Raw genomic sequence first — 17,697 nt, 5'->3', positions numbered from 1 at the left:
TATTATTTTTTAATGGTAATCTGTTTTGTGAGTGCGATTGCAGCAGATGATCCTCCTGCCTGGAGTTCTATGTCTTCGGGTTCCAACTCAAATCGTTGTTTTGCTGTGTTCCAGTATTCAAGGTCTTTTGCCCTTAATGTTAGGGTTACCGTTTTGGTTTCTCCTGCTTTTAAAGGTATACGTTTAAAAGCTTTCAGTTCCTTTACAGGGCGTTCTATTTTTGAGTTTAGGTGTTTTACATAAAGCTGTATCACCTCTTCACCATCTCTTTTTCCAGTATTGCTTACAGTAACTTTGACTTCAATTTCCTTGTTTTTAGATAGGGTATTGCTACTGGTTTCAATGCCTCTGTAAGCAAAGGATGTATAACTTAATCCATAACCAAAGGCGTATAATGGTTCTCCTTTAAAATACATATAGGTACGCCCGTTACGGATGTTGTAATCCAAAAGGGGAGGGAGATCGGTAATGTCCTTCACCCAAGTTTGGGTTAGCCTTCCGGCAGGGTTGTAGTCGCCAAAAAGCACATCTGCCAGTCCGTTTCCGGTTTCCTGACTGTTATGTGTTATATGTACTATTGCCGGAACATTTTCCTGTGTCCAGTTTATGGCATAAGGGAAACTACTTTGTAACACAACCACTGTATTAGGGTTACTTTGGTAAATTACCTTGATAAGATCTTCCTGCTCTAAGGTTATTGCCTGCCTGTCTACCGCTTCTTTACCGTTACTTGGTACAGGGCAGTCTGCCCAGCCTGCATCACAATAAGGATGGTTTCCGGCTATAACAATTACCACATCGGCTTCGGAGGCTATTTTGGCTGCTTTACCATCGGCATTGTTTTTAGCATAAGTAACTTCTATGTTGTTACCGACTTTATTTTTTATCCCCTGTAATGGACTCACTTTATAAGGCGGAGTACCACTATACCAGTCAAGGTACACATCTTCGGCATACTGCCCGATAACAGCAATACGCTTAATGTTGTTTTTGTTTAGAGGAAGCAATTGTTTGGCAGGGTCATTTTTTAAAAGTACGATTGATTTTCGGGTAGCTTCAAGTGCTAGTTGTTTATGACTCTCGCTAAGCCACGGGTCTTTAGCATCTTTGTCAATGCCTATTGTAGCATATGGGTTATTACCTGTAGCATCCAGCATTCCTAGTTTTATCATTACCCTGTAGTCACCTTTCAATACTTCATCTATTTCTTTTTCGGTAAGATAACCGTTAGAAATAGCTCCATATACAGCTTCGGTAAACTCATCAAGAAACTGGTTGATGCCTACTTTTATCGTGGCAGCTGCCCCAAGAAATTTATCTTCATAATATTTATGATCCGATAACAATAAGCCGAAAGCACCACCATCGGTACAAATGATTCCGTTTTGTCCCCATTCGTTAACCGTAATATCTTTAAGCATAGGGTGTACCATTGCGGGAATGCCATTTACTTTATTGTAAGCAGCCATATAGGCACGTGAACCGCCTTCAATAACGCCCATCCTGAAAGGAACCGAATAGTACTCCCTCCATAATCTTTCGTCAAAATCAGATGAGGTATAGGTGCGTCCGTCTTCGTTACTATTGGCAAGAAAGTGCTTCATAAGCGAAGCAGTTTGCCAGTATTTGTCGTTATCTCCCTGTAATCCTTTTACAAAGGCTACAGTCATAGTTCCGTTAAAAAAAGCATCTTCACCATAGCTTTCCTCGGTACGTCCCCATCGCGGGTCCCTTGCCAAATCTGCATTAGGGGCACGTACTACCAGTCCGCCACGATTATAATGCTGATAGGCAAAGCGGGTTTCCATACCCTCTGCCGCAGCAATTTTTTGGAGCAGTTCGGGATCCCATGTTTCGCCTAAGCCATACGCCTGTGGGAAAGTGGTGGTAGGTAAAGGTTCGCGGTTTTTTCCTCCCCATTTTCCGGGTCCGCCCAATGCCAAGCCATGAAGTCCTTCCACATGCCCTGTGCCTTTAACACCCAAACGCGGAACCGAAGGATCAGTACTTAACGCATTTATCTTTTCGTCCAGTGTCATTAGCGATAGCAGGTTGTTAATACGCTTTTCGGTATCCAGGTCAGGATTTTGAAAAGGGTACTGGTAGCCTTTTTGCTGTGCGGCTAACGATGTTGTTATTAATAATAAGAAGTAGAAACAATACCTATTCATTACTTACAGTTTTTTAAACCTGATAGCTGTACCGCCTGAAGCACCAATCTTAAGGATTAATTTATCTTTTGCTGTTACGTTTTGTTTTGTAATGCTCACCTTCGCAGGATTATGTGTCTCATCGGTACCTTCGGCATCAGCATAAATCTGAGCTTCATACTGGGCATCAGCATCAAGGAAGTCAAGGCTTACCTCAAGGTCACGCGCTTTTTCGTTAGTAATGCTTCCTAAATACCAATCGGCACTGTGTACATCCTTGCGGACAGTGGTAATGTATTCGCCAATTTCTCCGTTAAGTACTTGAGTATCTTCCCAGTCTGTTGGTACATCTTTAAGGAACTGGAATGCAGGATTTCCTTCGTAATTTTCAGGAAGGTCGGCAAGCATTTGGATAGGAGAGTAAATGGTAACATAAAGAGCCAGCTGTTTTGCTGCTGTAGTATGTACCCTTTTACCAGGATATCCCTGAGTAACCTCTACATCCAGTATACCCGGAGTAAAGTCCATAGGGCCTGATAGTAATCTTGTAAACGGAAGGATGGTTTCATGGCTTGGCGGGTTACCCTCGCTCCAGGCATTGTATTCCATACCGCGAGATCCTTCGCGCGCCATCATATTAGGGTAGGTACGTCTTTCTCCTGTATCTTTAATAGGCTCGTGGAAGTTAACCGCTAAACCGTATTCTGCCGCTTTTTTAAGCACATAGCGATAGTAGTTTACACCAAACTGACCGTGGTGCCATTCTTTCATATTCAATTTAGAACCTACCTGTCCTATTTTTACGTTGTGTATGCCTAAACGTTTATAAAGGGCAAAACCTTCGTCTATCTCTTTAAGGTAATTGATAAGGTTAGAACCTGTTTCATGATAACCAATAATGTTTACACCTTTGCTTTTACCGTACTCCACCACCTTTTCAAGGTCGAAATTATCAGCATTTTCGGTAAAACTGAACATGTGCATCCTGTTTTCATACCATGCCGGAGTCCAACCTTTATTCCATCCTTCAATAAGCAGGTAGTTAATCCCTTCCTTATTGTTGAAGTCGATATATTCTTTAGCATTTTTTGTAGTAGCGCCCTGTTTTTCACTTTCCCAGAAAGTATATTTACCTATGTGCATTCCCCACCATATACCGGTATATTTAAACGGCTCAATGTAAGAAGTATCGGTTAATACATTTGGCTCATTAAGGTTAAGAATCATGTAAGAAGTGATAAGGTCGCCCGGTTTTTCACCTATCTGGATGGTTCTCCACGGTGAAGTAAAGGTTTCTGTAGTACGTACCTTAACTCCGTCTGCCCATGGAACCAGTTCTGATTTCAGGTTAGAACCTTCGGTATGCCTAAGTACCATGCTGGCAAAATCTACAAGATTAGCCTCATGGAAGCTAACTACAACTCCGTCTTTATTTTCTACAGTTAATGGTGTATGTACCACATCCAGTGTACTTACCGGAGAGGCCTCATACAGGTACTCATAGCGGTTTTCCTGATAGGCAGGGATCCACCATGCTTTACCGTCTTCTTTTAGGTTGAAGGCCGTAACCTCGTCCATAATGAAGATGCTGTCTTTTATATTTTGTTTCGGGAATACATAACGGAAGGCCACACCATCGTCAAAAGCACGGAACTGTATTTCCAGATCGTGTTTTTCTTTGCTTTGAAGCTTAACCACCATTTCGTTATAATGGTTCCTGATGTTTTTCTTTTCGCCCCAAACCTGTTCCCAGGTGTCATCGTGTGTTGAAGTTTGAACATCTACCAGTTCAAAATCCTTGGTAAGGTCTTCGTTTTTAAGTACGAATCCAAGTGCCGAAGGGGTAATGATCTCTTTCTCCTCGTGATTAACGGTATATGTAGGCATGTTACCGTTTAGGGAGAAGGTAATTTTGTTTTCACCGTTTGGCGAAGCCAGTTCGTGTGTGGTTTGTTTAGTTTCCGAACAGCCTACAACAAGTAGGGCAAGTAAGGCTGGTAATATAAATTTTCTTGAGGTCATGATAATTATTTATAAATAATAGATGTGCTTAAAAGTAATAAAACCGGGGACAGGAAGTCTAAACGCTGGCCCCGGAGTGAGTAATAACTAACCCAAAACAACTTAATTTATTTAATCCATTCGGTTTTAAAGGTGGTTTCACCGCTTAGAGGGTTGCTGTCCACTTCAAATCCGTTACCTTTTTTAGTAAGTTTTATGTTTTGTAATGCTTTCCCTTCCGGAAGATATACCTTAGCGGTAGCTGTAGTGGTACCTTCGGCAGCATATACTTTAAGGGTAAGCTTGCTCCAGTCCATATCTTTTGTAGACTGAGCCAGTTTTATGTGAGGGATGGCTGTACCGCTTTTAACCAATACGATAATTGGTAATTCTCCGGCAGCAATTCTGTGCCATCCACCATTGTATACTTTTTTAGTTTGGTAATCTACCCATTGTCCCGGCGGAAGATATACATCTCTTTCGGTTACTTCTTCAAATAACGGGGCAACAAGCATATCTGAACCAAACAGGTATTCGTTGTCAATTAACCACGAACCAGCATCCTGCGGATATTCTACAAAAAGGGCACGCATCATTGGTAATCCTTTTTCAGAACTTTCCTTCGCCTGAGCATAGATGTACGGCATCAGTTCGTAACGCATGTTATCGGCATTTCTGAATGATTTAAGGAAATCTTCGCTGTATAACCAAGGTTCTGTAGGCGGTTCACCGTGGCTTCTTACGTGTGATGTAAGCATACCAAACGGAGTCCATCTTTTGTAAAGTTCTTCAGGCGATTTGGTAACAAAACCTCCCACATCATGACTCCAGAAGCTGAATCCGCAAAGTCCTAATGAAAGTCCGCCACGTAGTGTAGCCGACATTGCTCCGTTTGTAGTAGCGGCATCACCTCCCCAATGTAGCGGATAACGCTGGCTACCAGCCCATGTACTTCTTGCCCATATAAGGGTATAACCTTTTTCCCTTTGGGTAAGTTCGGCTACAGCTTTGTTATAGCGAAGCGGGTACAGGTTGTGCTCGTAGAAGCCGGTACGACCTGAGTGGTAAATACCCTCGGCAGGTGCAGCTTCACCAAAGTCAACCTTAAATACTGCCACACCCTGATCCATTAGGTGTTTTAGTTTTGCCTGATACCATTTTACGGTTTCAGGGTTAGAGAAATCCAGTACGGCATCTTCATAAGGAAGATTACCTTTCCTGTCCTTAACAGCTAAACCGTTATCTACTATTTCGTTAAACAGGGTATTTCTTGGGGTAAAGTACGGTAACTGCCACAGGCATACATTAAAACCGTCCTTTTTCATATCTGCCATCATTTTGGAAGGATCATCAAAACGTTCTGAAGCAAACTCGTAGTTGTTTCTCCAGTCTACGTCAAACCATCCGGTATCAAAGTGGATAACATCACTTGGTATTTTATTTTTACGGAGATTTTTGGCAATTTCGCGTCCTTCCTTTTCAGAGAAGTAAGTAATACGGCTCATCCAGAAACCAAACGACCATAAGGGGGGCATTGAAGCCTTACCTGTAAGATCGGTATACTCATCAAGGATGTCTTTAGGCTCACCAATAAAGATGAAAAGATCAGCAACATCATCGCCAATCATCATTTTATTAGCACCGGCAAAGTACTTACCAAAATCAACCGTAACAGGGGTAGAGGTATGCATAAAAACACCATACCCACGGCTACTCATGTAAAACGGAATAGGTTTGTACATGGTTTCATTTTGAACACCATTTGCATCATCTGTCCATAAAACAACTTTTTGCCCGCGTTTGTTGAACTGGGTGAACGACTCACCACAACCGAATATCTTCTCGTCTGGCTCAAGGCTGAAAACAGGAGCTACACTACGGGAGTAATCACTGTTCCTGCGAACATAAGAATACGGCAGTACCGGGGTGTAAGTGTTTTGAAGGTCTGAATTATGAAGTGTTGAGGTAAGCAGCTTACCTTTTGCATCATATATTTTTACATGCCACGGATTGGTTTGTATTTCCACACTGCCGTATTGGCTTGTATATTTATGTCCTGTTGCTGTTTTACTGTATTTCCAGTTTTCAGGATGATTTGGTGCTGTGCCGTTTACAAGCATCAGCGACTCTTTCGGTTGATTGAATTGTGGACCCGATGTTGTTTTTATTCTTATGGCACGCTCTGAAACAAACTCTATACTAAAAGGTAGTACAGGAGCAGCCTCATACTCTGTAGCAGGGAATTCGTTTGCTGCTACGGTATCAGGCTTCATCATCATGTTGTTAAATGCCTGACGTGTTTTGTAATTGTAACGGGTATATTTTACAGTGCCTTTCCCTGTTTTGGGGTCAAACGATGCCAGTTCGTCGGCAAAGTAAAAGGTATTGGTATAATTCTCAAAGTCGGTACTTACATCCACGGGGGCATTAAGTACAGGTGCGTTTTGTATTTGCGCACTAACACCCTGTATGGCTGCGGTGGCCATAAAGAGGCTTAAAGAAATTTGTGTTAATCTGTTTTTCATTAGTTTTTATTCTTCTTGGTCACTTATTGTATTTATAGTGATAGTATTTTCCTTTAATCCATCTCCCGATGCGGTTAGGGTAATGGTTCCGGCTTCTTTTGTTGCCTGTACTATAACCAGGCATTTACCGTTAAGGGCAGTATGACTGTTTCCTTTGTAGGATTCATGGCTCACAGGATCTCCGCTGCAAACACCTACAATTGTACCATTGCCCTTTACGTTAAAATGAATTTCATTATTGGCTGTAGCAGCAAATACACCTTTGTCATCTGTAATATCAACAGTAATGAATGATAGGTCATTACCGTCAGCTTTTATGGTTTCCCTGTCAGTTGTAAGTTGGAGCTGTGCAGGTTCTCCGGCGGTTTTTACTTCTTTCTCCAATACGGTTTTACCGTCTTTTCTGGAAACTGCTTTTAAAGTACCTGCCTCAAACGGAACGTGCCACATTACATGCAGGTCGTCATTTTGTTTGCTGCGTTTTCCAAGCGATTTTCCGTTAAGGTACAGTTCCACTTCATCGGCATTATTATAGTAAGCCCAAACATCTACTGTGCGTCCTTCTTTCCAGTTCCAGTGTGGGAAAACGTGCAGTACCGTTTTATCAGTCCACTCGCTTTGGTACATGTAGTACACATCTTTAGGGAAGCCTGCAAGGTCTACTATACCGAAGTACGAACTTATGGATGGCCATTGGTAAGGTGTAGGTTCACCTATGTAATCAAAACCTGTCCAGATGTACATCCCTGCAAGGTAATCGTGTTTTTTAATGATTTTCCATGTAGCCTCGTGGGTTGAACCCCAAGGTGCCTGTACCTGATCGTAAGCCGATACGGTATTGCCAGGATTACCGTCGTAAAACGGAATGTCCCAACGCTTAGGCCACATTTTTACGGTGTCTGACTTGGTATCATAATACCCTCTTGTAGCCAGTGCCGAAGTGGTTTCGGTAGCAATGAACGGAACTTTAGGGAAGTTTACCGGATGCTTCTCATAGGTTTGATGTGCATAATTGTAACCAATAATGTCCAGAGCTCCCGATGCTGCCAGAGCATTAGGGGTATCGGCAGTGTTTTGGAACTGTATACTTACTTCATCACTGTTTACTATTATTGGCGGATTCATGGCAGCCGTAACAGGGCGGGTATTATCCATAGCCTTTACGATTGCCGAAAGCTCACGGCCTATTTCGGCTCCTTTTTCACTCCATTGTTCCGGTATTTCGTTACCTATGCTCCACATAAACACACTAGGGTGGTTACGGTCTCTTAAAATCTGGTCTTCAAGATCCTTTTTGTGCCACTCGTCCCAGTAGTTACTGTAATCGTATGGTGTTTTGGACTGTGCCCACATATCGAAGGCTTCGTCCATCACTATAAAACCCATTTTATCACAAAGGTCTAAAAGCTCAGGTGCAGGTGGGTTGTGTGCGGTACGGATACCGTTAACACCCATTTCCTTCATTATTTCCAGCTGACGCTCTATAGCCCTTGTATTGATTGCCGATCCAAGCGGACCCAAATCATGATGCAGGCAAACACCTTTTATTTTTACCTGCTTACCGTTAAGCAGGAATCCTTTTTTCAAATCAAATGTAAATGTCCTTATACCAAAAGGTGTTTTGTACTGGTCTACAACTACATCGTTTAAAGAGATTTGTGTTACAGCCGTATACATTTGTGGTTTTTCAACCTCCCATAATACAGGGTTCTTTACTTTAACCTCCTGTACCAGGTTTTGTTGCTTGTTTGCGGCTATATTAGTTTTTTTTGAGACAGATGCGATTTCTGAATTCTCTTTAAAAAGGGTAGTGGTAACTACAAGTTCTTTTGCTTCAGGATATTCGTTTTTAATGGTTGTTTCTAGGTTAACAACAGCTTCGGTCTCTGTAACTGTTGGGGTAGTTATAAAAGTTCCCCATTGCGTTACGTGTGCCTTATCGGTTGTTTTTAGCCATACATTCCTGTATATGCCTGAACCCGAATACCATCTTGAATTAGCTTGTTTTGAGTTGTTTACCTTAACTAATATTTCATTTTCCTTTTCACCATAGTTAAGGTAAGGGGTAAGGTTGTATTCAAATCCTAAATACCCGTTTGGACGATTGCCCAGGTGATGTCCGTTTACCCAAACATCACTATTCATGTAAACTCCGTCAAAAACAACAGAGGTGATTTTTGTGCTGTCTTTCTCAGCTATTTTAAATGTTTTTGTATACCATCCTAAACCACCGTTTAAGGCACCTCCGCCAATTCCGGCAGGACTGTTCTCATCAAAAGGTAGCTCAATACTCCAGTCGTGTGGAACGTTAAGTGTTCTTGCCCTGCTTTTATCAATAATGGTATCGTTGCTGTCTTTACTAAGGTAAAACTGCCAGTTTTCGTTAAAGCTTACTTCACGATTACTAAAGTCAGTATTGTTTTTACCCCCGCAGGAAGCAAGTAATAATAAGCCTGTTAAGGCAAAAAACTGTATGGCTTTTAAATGTTTTACTGTCATGGTGCTTATAGAAAAATATCGATAAGTGGTTTTTGCCACTTATCGATATTTATTAAGTATTATTCCTTTGGTTTGAAGTGGAACACAATTAAGCACACTCCTTCACCAGTACGGCTTTGGTCACGAATAACTGCAAGCCTTAAAGAGTTATCTGAAAGTTCAACAACTTTTGTAGCTGTCCAGTTGCTTACATCAGGGTAGTAATCACCACCATGAAGCAGTTCTACACCACCTGTAAACGTAAGGTTATGCCCATCAACATCAAAAGAGAAACCACCGTCTTTAGTAGTTTGGTCATTTGAGTTTAAAGCTGTTTGGGTAACACTTGAGTTGTAACCACCATCAAGGTTAAAGCTCATTTCACCCCAGTCTTTTTGTTCCATAACCCAGCTGTTACCTGCATAATCAGGGAACCAGTTCCAGTAGTCACTACCATCAGGATTATAAGGGAAGTCAAGACCTGCCCAGCCGATAGGGTCAAAGAAGTCAAGCTCCCATGTTTTACCGTCTACACCATTTGTTAGCATACCCCATTCAGGATCGCTAAAGTATTCTTCATTATTAGAGTCTATAGTAACTACAATAGGATTTGCTGCTACAGGACCACCTTCGGTATAAGCTGTAAAGTATACGGTATAAGTACCCGCAAACGGGAACATAACTGCATTTTGGTGCTTGTTAGAGTGACCAAGATCATTACCTTCTGCATCAACATAATTCCAGTAAGGAATAATGCCTTGTGTGCTGTTTGTCATTATAACGCGGTTCGCGTTTTCAGGATCCTGAGTCACACTAATGTTCAGGTCTGTTGAGCTTAGTGTCAAAGCAGGAAAATCATCGCGATCCTCTTGTGGATCACAGGAAAATAAAGCTCCTGCAAAAGCAAGTACCGTGATTATTTTAAAGTATTTTTTCATAATCATACGTTTTAAATTAATAATTAATTCCAACCCGGATTTTGTTGTATAGTACCATTTGAAAGTAATACCTGAGACTGAGGAAGAGCAAACCATCCTTCTGTTTCTGTCCTGAAGTTTACTTCAAATTCACCTCCCATGCCAGAAGCATCTATAGCTGTTTTGGCAGTATTAACACCTTGTCTTATAAGGTCAAAATAACGATGACCTTCAAGAGCAAGTTCTAAGCGTCTTTCATTCATAATGTTTTCCATAGAGGCTGTAACACTATGAGTATCATCGCCAAAGGCGCGCTCCCTTACTCTGTCTAAACAAGTTTGTGCAAAACCTGCGTTAGAGTCAAGGTTAAGTTCGGCAGCCATAAGCAGTACATCAGAGAAACGTATTACAGGATAATCTTCGTAGTTGTCAATTTGGAAATCACCGCCGTTTGCAGCAACAAGAGCCTCTCCGGCTTCGTTTGTAATGGGGCAGAATTTTTTCCATGCATATCCTGTAAATTGTCTTTGTCCTCTTGCTTCGGCATCAAAGTCAAGTTCTTCACCCGCAAAGTCAATAATGGTTGCATCTCTTCTTGTATCACCTGTCTCATAAGCATTATATAAAGACGGAGTTACAGTTGCACCACCCCATCCCTGAGCATAAGGGCCTAAATTACCACCTCTTATAGCGATGTTAACCTGGAAACGGTTACCTTCATGAAGGTTCCAGTCTCCTAAACCAGAGCTGTTGTAGCGAATAGCAAATACCATTTCGTTATTTCCTTCGCCTGCATAAGGAATATCCTGAGAGTATGAAGCAGCAACCCAAAGGCTTGCAAAGTCACCCACTAGGTCGTGACCACTATTGTTAACCACATCATTGATGTAAGCAGTAGCTTCTGTTTTAGATACTACACCTGCAAGATCTGAAGCGTTGTAATAATCAGTATAGAAAAGGAATGCTTTAGCAAGGTAAGCCTCTGCAGCCCATTTTGTTATACGACCATAGTTGCTGTTTGAAGGCTGAGAGTAGTTGTCATCACTCAGGTTATCTGCAGCAAATTTAAAGTCTTCGGCGATAAGCGCATAAGTTACTTCTGCCGATGATCTTGGAGTTTCAAATTCTTCACTGCTAAGAGTATGATCTAAAGCAACGATGTCACCAAATACCCTTGCTAATTCAAAGTGGAAGTGTGCTCTTAGGAAACGTGCTTCGGCCTCATATGTTAATTTAAGATCTTCATCTGCTCCCCATTCTACATTATCAAGGTTTTCAAGAAGGATGTTAGCTCTGTAAATACCTATATAGCAGGTTTCCCATACGGGCTTATTCATTTCTTTATCTGAAGAGAATTCAAAACGGTCCCAGTCTAAAGATACATTGTTATCGGCAGTACCAAAACCACCATAACAATCATCTGAAGCTATTTCGGTTGTAAGTAACCAGCCACCGTAACCTTCTCTTTGTAGTACGTCATACACAGCAACAAGACCTTCAAAAGCATCCTGTGGTGTTTTATAGAAGTTTTCTTCTACCTTATCTGTATAGGGTTCATTTTCGATAAAGTCATCAGAACATGAACCTAAAGCAAATAAGGATGTAAGTGCGAATATTTTAATGTAATTTTTCATTTTTTCAGCCATTTTTAGAAGTTAGCACTAAGTCCTATCATATAAGTTCTTGGTTGCGGGTAGTACCCTACATCAATACCTCTTGCCCACGACTGGTTTACGTTACCGAAACCAACCTCTGGGTCAAGTCCTTTATACTTTGTAAATGTAAATAGGTTGTTTACAGAAGCATAAATCCTGAACTGTGTAGCAAATTTAAGCGCATCTGTAAGTTTAGTTAAATCACAGCCTACAGTTACGGTTTTAATCCTGAAGAAACCTGCATCTTTTACATAAAGGTCTGAAAATTTGGTGTAATTACCATTTGATGTAGTACCATAAGTCACTCGAGGAGTGCTGTTTGAAGTTCCTTCACCAGTCCATCTCTCAAAAATATCAGTAGTATAGTTAAAGAATGGTCTTGAGTAATCTCTTACACCATAAACGTTTTGGTTACCGCCTGCACCATAAGTGTAAACAGAGAAATCAAACGCTTTGTAGTTTAACTGTACATTTAAACCGTAGTAGTAATCAGGGTTAGGGTCACCAATTTTGGTTTTATCGTCAGCATTAATAACACCGTCACCGTTGCGGTCTACAAACTTCACATCACCAGGCTGTGCGTTTGGCTGTACAGGATTTCCGTTTTGAGCATAAGCGTCAATCTCTGCCTGGTTTTGGAAAATACCGTCTGTTTGTAATCCATAGAAGTAACCAATAGGCTGACCTTCCTCTACACGGTTAATCTCGTCAATACCCTGGAATAACAGGTTAGATTCACCATATATAATTCCGTTTTGTGTAGCAACACGTGTAACTTCGTTTTTGTTATGAGAGAAATTAGCGTTAACTGTTATTCTCCAGTCGCTACCCATGTTTGTAGAATAGCCTGCAGCAATCTCAAAACCTTTATTGTTAATGTCACCACCGTTAACAAAAGGAGCTCCTGCACCTGCAATAAGTGGTGTTGGCTTTAGTACAAGCCAGTCTTTAGTAGTTTTGTCGTAATAGTCGAAAGATAAAGTAAAGTCATTAAATAACCTTGCATCAAAACCAAGGTCTAACTGTTCTGAAGTTTCCCATTTCAAATCAGGGTTACTTAGGTTATCAGGGCTGGAACCTACCACTAAAGGTAATTCGTCGCTTCCTGTACCAAAATGGTAATTTTTGTCGTAAGAGCTGATGGTTGACATATAAGCAAAACCTTTGTCAAACTGATCGTTACCGTTTTGACCCCAGCTACCACGTAATTTAAGGGAGTTTACAAAAGCATCTGTAGGGAAAAACTCTTCCTGATCAATGTTCCAACCTGCAGAGAACGACGGGAAAACAGCAAATTTGTTGTTTGGTCCAAATTCTGAAGAACCGTCACGTCTGATTGTAGCAGTAAACAGGTATTTGTTATCGTAATCATATAATAACCTGCCAAAATAAGAAAGGATGTTATAATCTGTACGTCCGCCCGATACGATGTTTTGCTGCTGGTTAGTAGCATTACTTAGGTAAGCGTGCTCAAAATCATCAAAAATAAGGTTTTGACCTGTAGCACTTTGATATTCTGATACTCTTTCCCTTGCCGACATACCCACTAATACATCAATGTTATGTTTATCGGCTAAAGTGGTTTTGTAATTTAAAGTGTTTTCCCAAATCCATGAGAAGTTATGGTTAGCACTTTGAGTAACAGATGAAATGTTGTTATACGATATAGATGAAAGGTTGTATTCCGGAGTGAATGAACGATAGTTTGAATCACTAATATCTATACCAAAGCTTGTTCTGTATGTAAATCCTGCATAGCTCGCTTCGGCAAAAATGTTACCTACATAACGGTTTAACTTGTTTTCGTTAAAGTTGTTGTAGTACATTAATCCGGCAGGGTTTGTAATATCTGAACTTAAGTTTGAAGAAGCATACTCGCCGTTCTCATCAAAAGTAGGGAAGTTTGGCGGGGTATTCATAAACCCTCTAATTGAATTGTTATATATTCCGTCATCCTGTACTCCTCTGCTTTTTGTCCTGGCATAAGAGAAGTTTTCACCTACTTTTAAATGATCGTCAATAAGGTTATAAGTTGAGTTCATTGTAAAAGTGATACGGTCGTAGTGTGACTGGTTGTTCTCACCACCTATTAAACCATCCTGACCGTAGTAAGAAAGGCCTGTGGCATAAGTAGCCTTTTTATCACCGCCGTTAATAAACAGGGAGTGGTTTTGTTTAACGGCATCATCAGTAAACAGGTCATCCTGCCAGTTGTGATCAACCATATTGTTTATCTGATCCTGAGAGTAAAGCGGAGCAAAACCTGAGTTTACACGGGCTTCGTTCATAATTGTAGCATACTCGCGGGCATTTAGTAAATCCAGTTTTTTATATGCATTTTGGAAACCGGTGTAGCTGTTAATCGATACGTTCATTTTACCCTGAGATCCTTTTTTTGTTGTTACTAAAACAACACCGTTTGCAGCCCTTGCACCATAAATAGAGGCAGCAGAAGCATCTTTAAGGATATCAACCCTTTCGATAACAGATGGGTCAAGGTAACCGATACCGTTGTCTACCACAACACCGTCTACCACATAAAGCGGAGTGCTGTTTCCGGCAGTCCCGGTACCACGGATGTTAACCAACATACCTGCTCCCGGCTGACCCGATGTAGAGGTAATGGATACACCCGAGCTTTGTCCCTGTAAAGCTCCAACCGCATCGATACTGTTAGTTTGCTGCAGGTCTTTACCGCTAACCACAGAGGTAGCAGCCGAAGCTACTTTTCTCTTTTGGGTACCGTAACCTACAAGGATTACCTCATCCAGTTCTGAAGCTTCAGACTGCATGGTAATGTTAATAGTAGACTGACCAGCCACAGGTATTTCCTGTGAAGAAAAGCCAATGTAGCTGAATACCAGTGTTGCGTCCGGACTAACGCTAATTTGATAGTTACCGTCAATATCGGCGCTTATTACATTGCTGGTTCCTTTTTCCATAACGTTTACCCCGGGTAATCCAAGGCCGTCATCAGAAGAGATAACCTGCCCCTTTACTACAACCGACTGCTGGGCAAAAGCCGCAGGAGCCAGTAATACAGAAAGGAGCAATGACAAGCAAATTGTGCGCATTTTTGACGAAAGACAATTTTTACTTTCCATAATAGTTAGAATGTTTAGTTAGTGTTCGTTGTTTGTTTCTGCTTCCTAGTAAGCGTTAGCAATTATCTGTTCAAATAATTCCTGTCTTCCGCTTATAGGTTGTGGTTCACCTTGCTGACGTGCAATTTCACTAAGTTTTTCTAAAGTGAGCTCTCCTTTTTCAAACTTAGCACCGTTGCCACCATCAAAAGATTGGTAACGCTCTTTGCGTAATTTTAAGTAATCTGTGTTTTTAAGTACATGTTCAGCACAAATAAGTCCGCGGGCAAAAGTGTCCATACCGGCAACGTGTGCAATAAATTTATCTTCAAGGTCAATAGAGTTACGGCGCACTTTAGCATCAAAGTTTACCCCACCTGTAGTTAAGCCACCGCTTTGCAGTAATACCATCATTGCCTGTGTAGTCTCATAAATGTCAATAGGGAACTGGTCTGTATCCCAGCCGTTTTGGTAATCCCCTCTGTTAGCATCTATACTTCCTAAAAGGCCAGCATCGGCAGCAACCTGAAGTTCGTGTTCAAAAGTATGTCCCGCCAATGTAGCGTGGTTTACTTCTATATTCAGTTTAAAGTCATCCTGTAATCCAAATTTGTTGATAAAGCCAATACATGTAGCAGCATCAAAGTCATACTGGTGTTTTGTAGGCTCCATTGGTTTTGGCTCGATAAGAAAAGTACCTTTAAAGCCTTGTTTTCTTGCATAATCCCTGCAAGTACTAAGGAACATGGCAAGGTGTTCCTGCTCCCTTTTCATATCGGTATTTAAAAGGCTCATGTAACCTTCACGGCCACCCCAAAATACATAGTTCTCTCCGTCAAGGGCGATAGTAGCATCAATAGCGATTTTTGCCTGTCCGCCAGCATATGCTACTACATCAAAGTTAGGGTTAGTAGAAGCACCGTTCATGTAACGAGGGTTAGTGAACAGGTTAGAAGTACCCCATAATAGTTTGATACCTGTTTCCTCTTGTTTTTGCTTAGCATACTCTACCATAGTCTGGATGCGTTGTTCAAACTCGGCAAGGGTAGGAGCTTCGTCAACCATATCCACGTCGTGGAAACAGTAATAAGGGATAGATAGTTTTGACATAAACTCAAAACCTGCATCCATTTTATCTTTTGCTCTTGCAATAGCATTTTCGTTTTTGTTCCATGCAAATGTTTCGGTAGAACTACCAAACGGATCGTCTCCGGTATTGCATAGTGTATGCCAGTAAGCCATTGCAAAACGTAAATGTTCTTTAAGGGTTTTACCTGCAACTACACGGTTCTCATCATACCATTTAAAAGCAAGCGGGTTGCTGCTCTCTCTGCCTTCATATTGTATTTTGTTTATTGTACTAAAAAAAGATTGGGTCTTTGTGTCCATTTTTATTCCTGTAAATTAATGTTATTCTTCCACTCATTATATATATCAGCATACTGCGAAGTGAGGTGTGCAGTAGGCTCGATGCGTTCTAAGCATTCCAGTTTTTCGAAAGCTTCGCCAATTGAAGCGTAATACCCGTAGCCGTATGCCGCACCACGGGCAGCACCTTCGGCGCCCGATGTGTTGTACAGCTCTACTGTGGTTTGGGTAGTATTGGCAAAAATTTCTCTGAAAACCGGACTCAAAAACAGGTTGGCTTTCCCGGCGCGAACCAAATCGCCACCGGCATCTATAGATTTCATTACATCAAAACCGTAGTTCATGGCAAACACTATCCCTTCGCAGGCAGAGCGTACCAGTTGTGCCGACTGATGTATATTGAAGTTCAGGTTTTGTATACCCGAAGTTGCTTGTTTATTATTAAATATTCTTTCTACACCATTACCAAAAGGGTAGAAGCGAAGTCCTTTACTACCTGGCTGTGCTTTTGCAGCTTCGGCATTCAATGCTTCATATGAAATAAGTCCGTTCCTGTCGGTACTCATTATTTTACGTAGCCATTGGTATAAAATACCCGATCCGTTTATGCAAAGCATTACGCCATTATGCTTGTCCTTTGGCGCATTGTTAACATGTAAAAAGGTGTTGATGCGGTTATTGGCATCATAAATATCATTTTGAGAAACGGCATAAACCACAGCAGATGTACCTGCGGTAGTGGCTATTTCTCCCGGTTTGAATACGTTAAGTGATAGGGCATTATTAGGCTGATCTCCTGCACGGTAGGTGATTTTTACCTGTGGGTTAAGTCCTAATTCAGCAGCAACATCAGGGTGTATTTGTGCCTGATTGCCAAAGTTTGGTACAATCTCGGGGATTAATCTTTCCGGTAATCCCATTGCGTCTAACACTTCGGTAGCAAGTCTGCCTTCAGGGAAGTTCCAAAGTGCTGCTTCCGATAGTCCGGATGTACTGGTTTGTGCCACACCCGATAGTTTTGCAGCAATATAATCGCCCGGAAGCATCATGTATGTTGCCTTGTCAAACAGTTCAGGTTGGTTATCTTTAACCCATTTAAGCTTTGATGCGGTAAAGTTGCCAGGGCTACCCAGTATTTGTGACTGGCATTTTTGTGCTCCTATATTATTATATATAGTGTCACCAATTTGTGCCGCACGGCTGTCGCACCATATAATGGAAGGTCTTACCGGATTCAGTTTTTCATCGGTAAGTACCAGTCCGTGCATTTGATATGCTATACCAATACCTGCAATTTTGCTGATATCGGTATTGTGTTTTGTTTTAAGTAAAGCAATTCCGTTTTTTACATACTGCCACCAGTTCTCCGGATCCTGTTCTGCCCACCCAAACTGTGGGGCGGTGATTTCCATTTCAAATTCCGGTACGGTTACAGATGATACAGTAGTCCCCCTTTCGGCATCCAGTACCGAAAGTTTAATTGACGAGCTTCCTAAATCTATGCCTAGAAAATACATTTG

Annotated in this window: 9 protein-coding genes; all 9 read right to left on the bottom strand. The window is 41.4% G+C overall.

Going from position 1 to position 17,697, the window contains the following annotated elements:
- Positions 1-2 precede the first annotated feature (2 nt).
- The 9 genes from V3Z67_RS14115 to V3Z67_RS14075 all read right to left on the bottom strand — a co-directional run bounded on the left by V3Z67_RS14115 (position 3) and on the right by V3Z67_RS14075 (position 17,694).
- Positions 3-2,171, bottom strand: coding sequence for a glycoside hydrolase family 3 C-terminal domain-containing protein (locus V3Z67_RS14115; RefSeq protein WP_330443920.1), 2,169 nt, complete (start codon positions 2,169-2,171; stop codon positions 3-5).
- 3 nt (positions 2,172-2,174) lie between these two features.
- Positions 2,175-4,172, bottom strand: a complete 1,998-nt coding sequence (locus V3Z67_RS14110; RefSeq protein WP_330443919.1) for a glycoside hydrolase family 97 protein — start codon at positions 4,170-4,172, stop codon at positions 2,175-2,177.
- 107 nt (positions 4,173-4,279) lie between these two features.
- Positions 4,280-6,676, bottom strand: coding sequence for a TIM-barrel domain-containing protein (locus V3Z67_RS14105; protein WP_442902269.1), 2,397 nt, complete (start codon positions 6,674-6,676; stop codon positions 4,280-4,282).
- A gap of 6 nt (positions 6,677-6,682) precedes the next feature.
- Positions 6,683-9,175 (bottom strand): glycoside hydrolase family 2 TIM barrel-domain containing protein, encoded by a 2,493-nt coding sequence (locus V3Z67_RS14100; RefSeq protein ID WP_330443955.1) that lies wholly within the window; start codon positions 9,173-9,175, stop codon positions 6,683-6,685.
- A 59-nt stretch (positions 9,176-9,234) separates the two neighbouring features.
- Positions 9,235-10,092, bottom strand: coding sequence for a hypothetical protein (locus tag V3Z67_RS14095; RefSeq protein ID WP_330443918.1), 858 nt, complete (start codon positions 10,090-10,092; stop codon positions 9,235-9,237).
- A gap of 23 nt (positions 10,093-10,115) precedes the next feature.
- On the bottom strand, positions 10,116-11,705 hold the full coding sequence (locus V3Z67_RS14090) for a RagB/SusD family nutrient uptake outer membrane protein (protein ID WP_330443917.1): 1,590 nt from the start codon (positions 11,703-11,705) through the stop codon (positions 10,116-10,118).
- Positions 11,706-11,719: 14 nt separating this feature from the next.
- The gene (locus V3Z67_RS14085; RefSeq protein ID WP_330443916.1) at positions 11,720-14,830 is read right to left on the bottom strand and encodes a SusC/RagA family TonB-linked outer membrane protein; all 3,111 of its coding nucleotides are present in this window, start codon (positions 14,828-14,830) and stop codon (positions 11,720-11,722) included.
- Between the two features lie 45 nt (positions 14,831-14,875).
- Positions 14,876-16,198, bottom strand: a complete 1,323-nt coding sequence (xylA, locus tag V3Z67_RS14080) for a xylose isomerase (protein ID WP_330443915.1) — start codon at positions 16,196-16,198, stop codon at positions 14,876-14,878.
- A 2-nt stretch (positions 16,199-16,200) separates the two neighbouring features.
- On the bottom strand, positions 16,201-17,694 hold the full coding sequence (locus tag V3Z67_RS14075) for a xylulokinase (RefSeq protein WP_330443914.1): 1,494 nt from the start codon (positions 17,692-17,694) through the stop codon (positions 16,201-16,203).
- Positions 17,695-17,697: the final 3 nt, after the last annotated feature.

Origin of the sequence: Flavobacterium sp. C4GT6 (assembly GCF_036347315.1) — a bacterium.
Lineage (GTDB): Bacteria > Bacteroidota > Bacteroidia > Flavobacteriales > Flavobacteriaceae > Flavobacterium.
Note: the sequence above shows the minus strand (reverse complement) of the source record. Positions and strands in the feature narration are given on the sequence as shown.

What these genes read in the sequence shown, in the direction of transcription:
- V3Z67_RS14095 (WP_330443918.1), bottom strand. Translation starts at nt 10,092, where the DNA reads ATGAAAAAATACTTTAAAATAATCACGGTACTTGCTTTTGCAGGAGCT.
- V3Z67_RS14105 (WP_442902269.1), bottom strand. Translation starts at nt 6,676, where the DNA reads ATGAAAAACAGATTAACACAAATTTCTTTAAGCCTCTTTATGGCCACC.
- V3Z67_RS14110 (WP_330443919.1), bottom strand. Translation starts at nt 4,172, where the DNA reads ATGACCTCAAGAAAATTTATATTACCAGCCTTACTTGCCCTACTTGTT.
- V3Z67_RS14085 (WP_330443916.1), bottom strand. Translation starts at nt 14,830, where the DNA reads ATGGAAAGTAAAAATTGTCTTTCGTCAAAAATGCGCACAATTTGCTTG.
- V3Z67_RS14100 (WP_330443955.1), bottom strand. Translation starts at nt 9,175, where the DNA reads ATGACAGTAAAACATTTAAAAGCCATACAGTTTTTTGCCTTAACAGGC.
- V3Z67_RS14115 (WP_330443920.1), bottom strand. Translation starts at nt 2,171, where the DNA reads ATGAATAGGTATTGTTTCTACTTCTTATTATTAATAACAACATCGTTA.
- V3Z67_RS14090 (WP_330443917.1), bottom strand. Translation starts at nt 11,705, where the DNA reads ATGAAAAATTACATTAAAATATTCGCACTTACATCCTTATTTGCTTTA.
- xylA (WP_330443915.1), bottom strand. Translation starts at nt 16,198, where the DNA reads ATGGACACAAAGACCCAATCTTTTTTTAGTACAATAAACAAAATACAA.
- V3Z67_RS14075 (WP_330443914.1), bottom strand. Translation starts at nt 17,694, where the DNA reads ATGTATTTTCTAGGCATAGATTTAGGAAGCTCGTCAATTAAACTTTCG.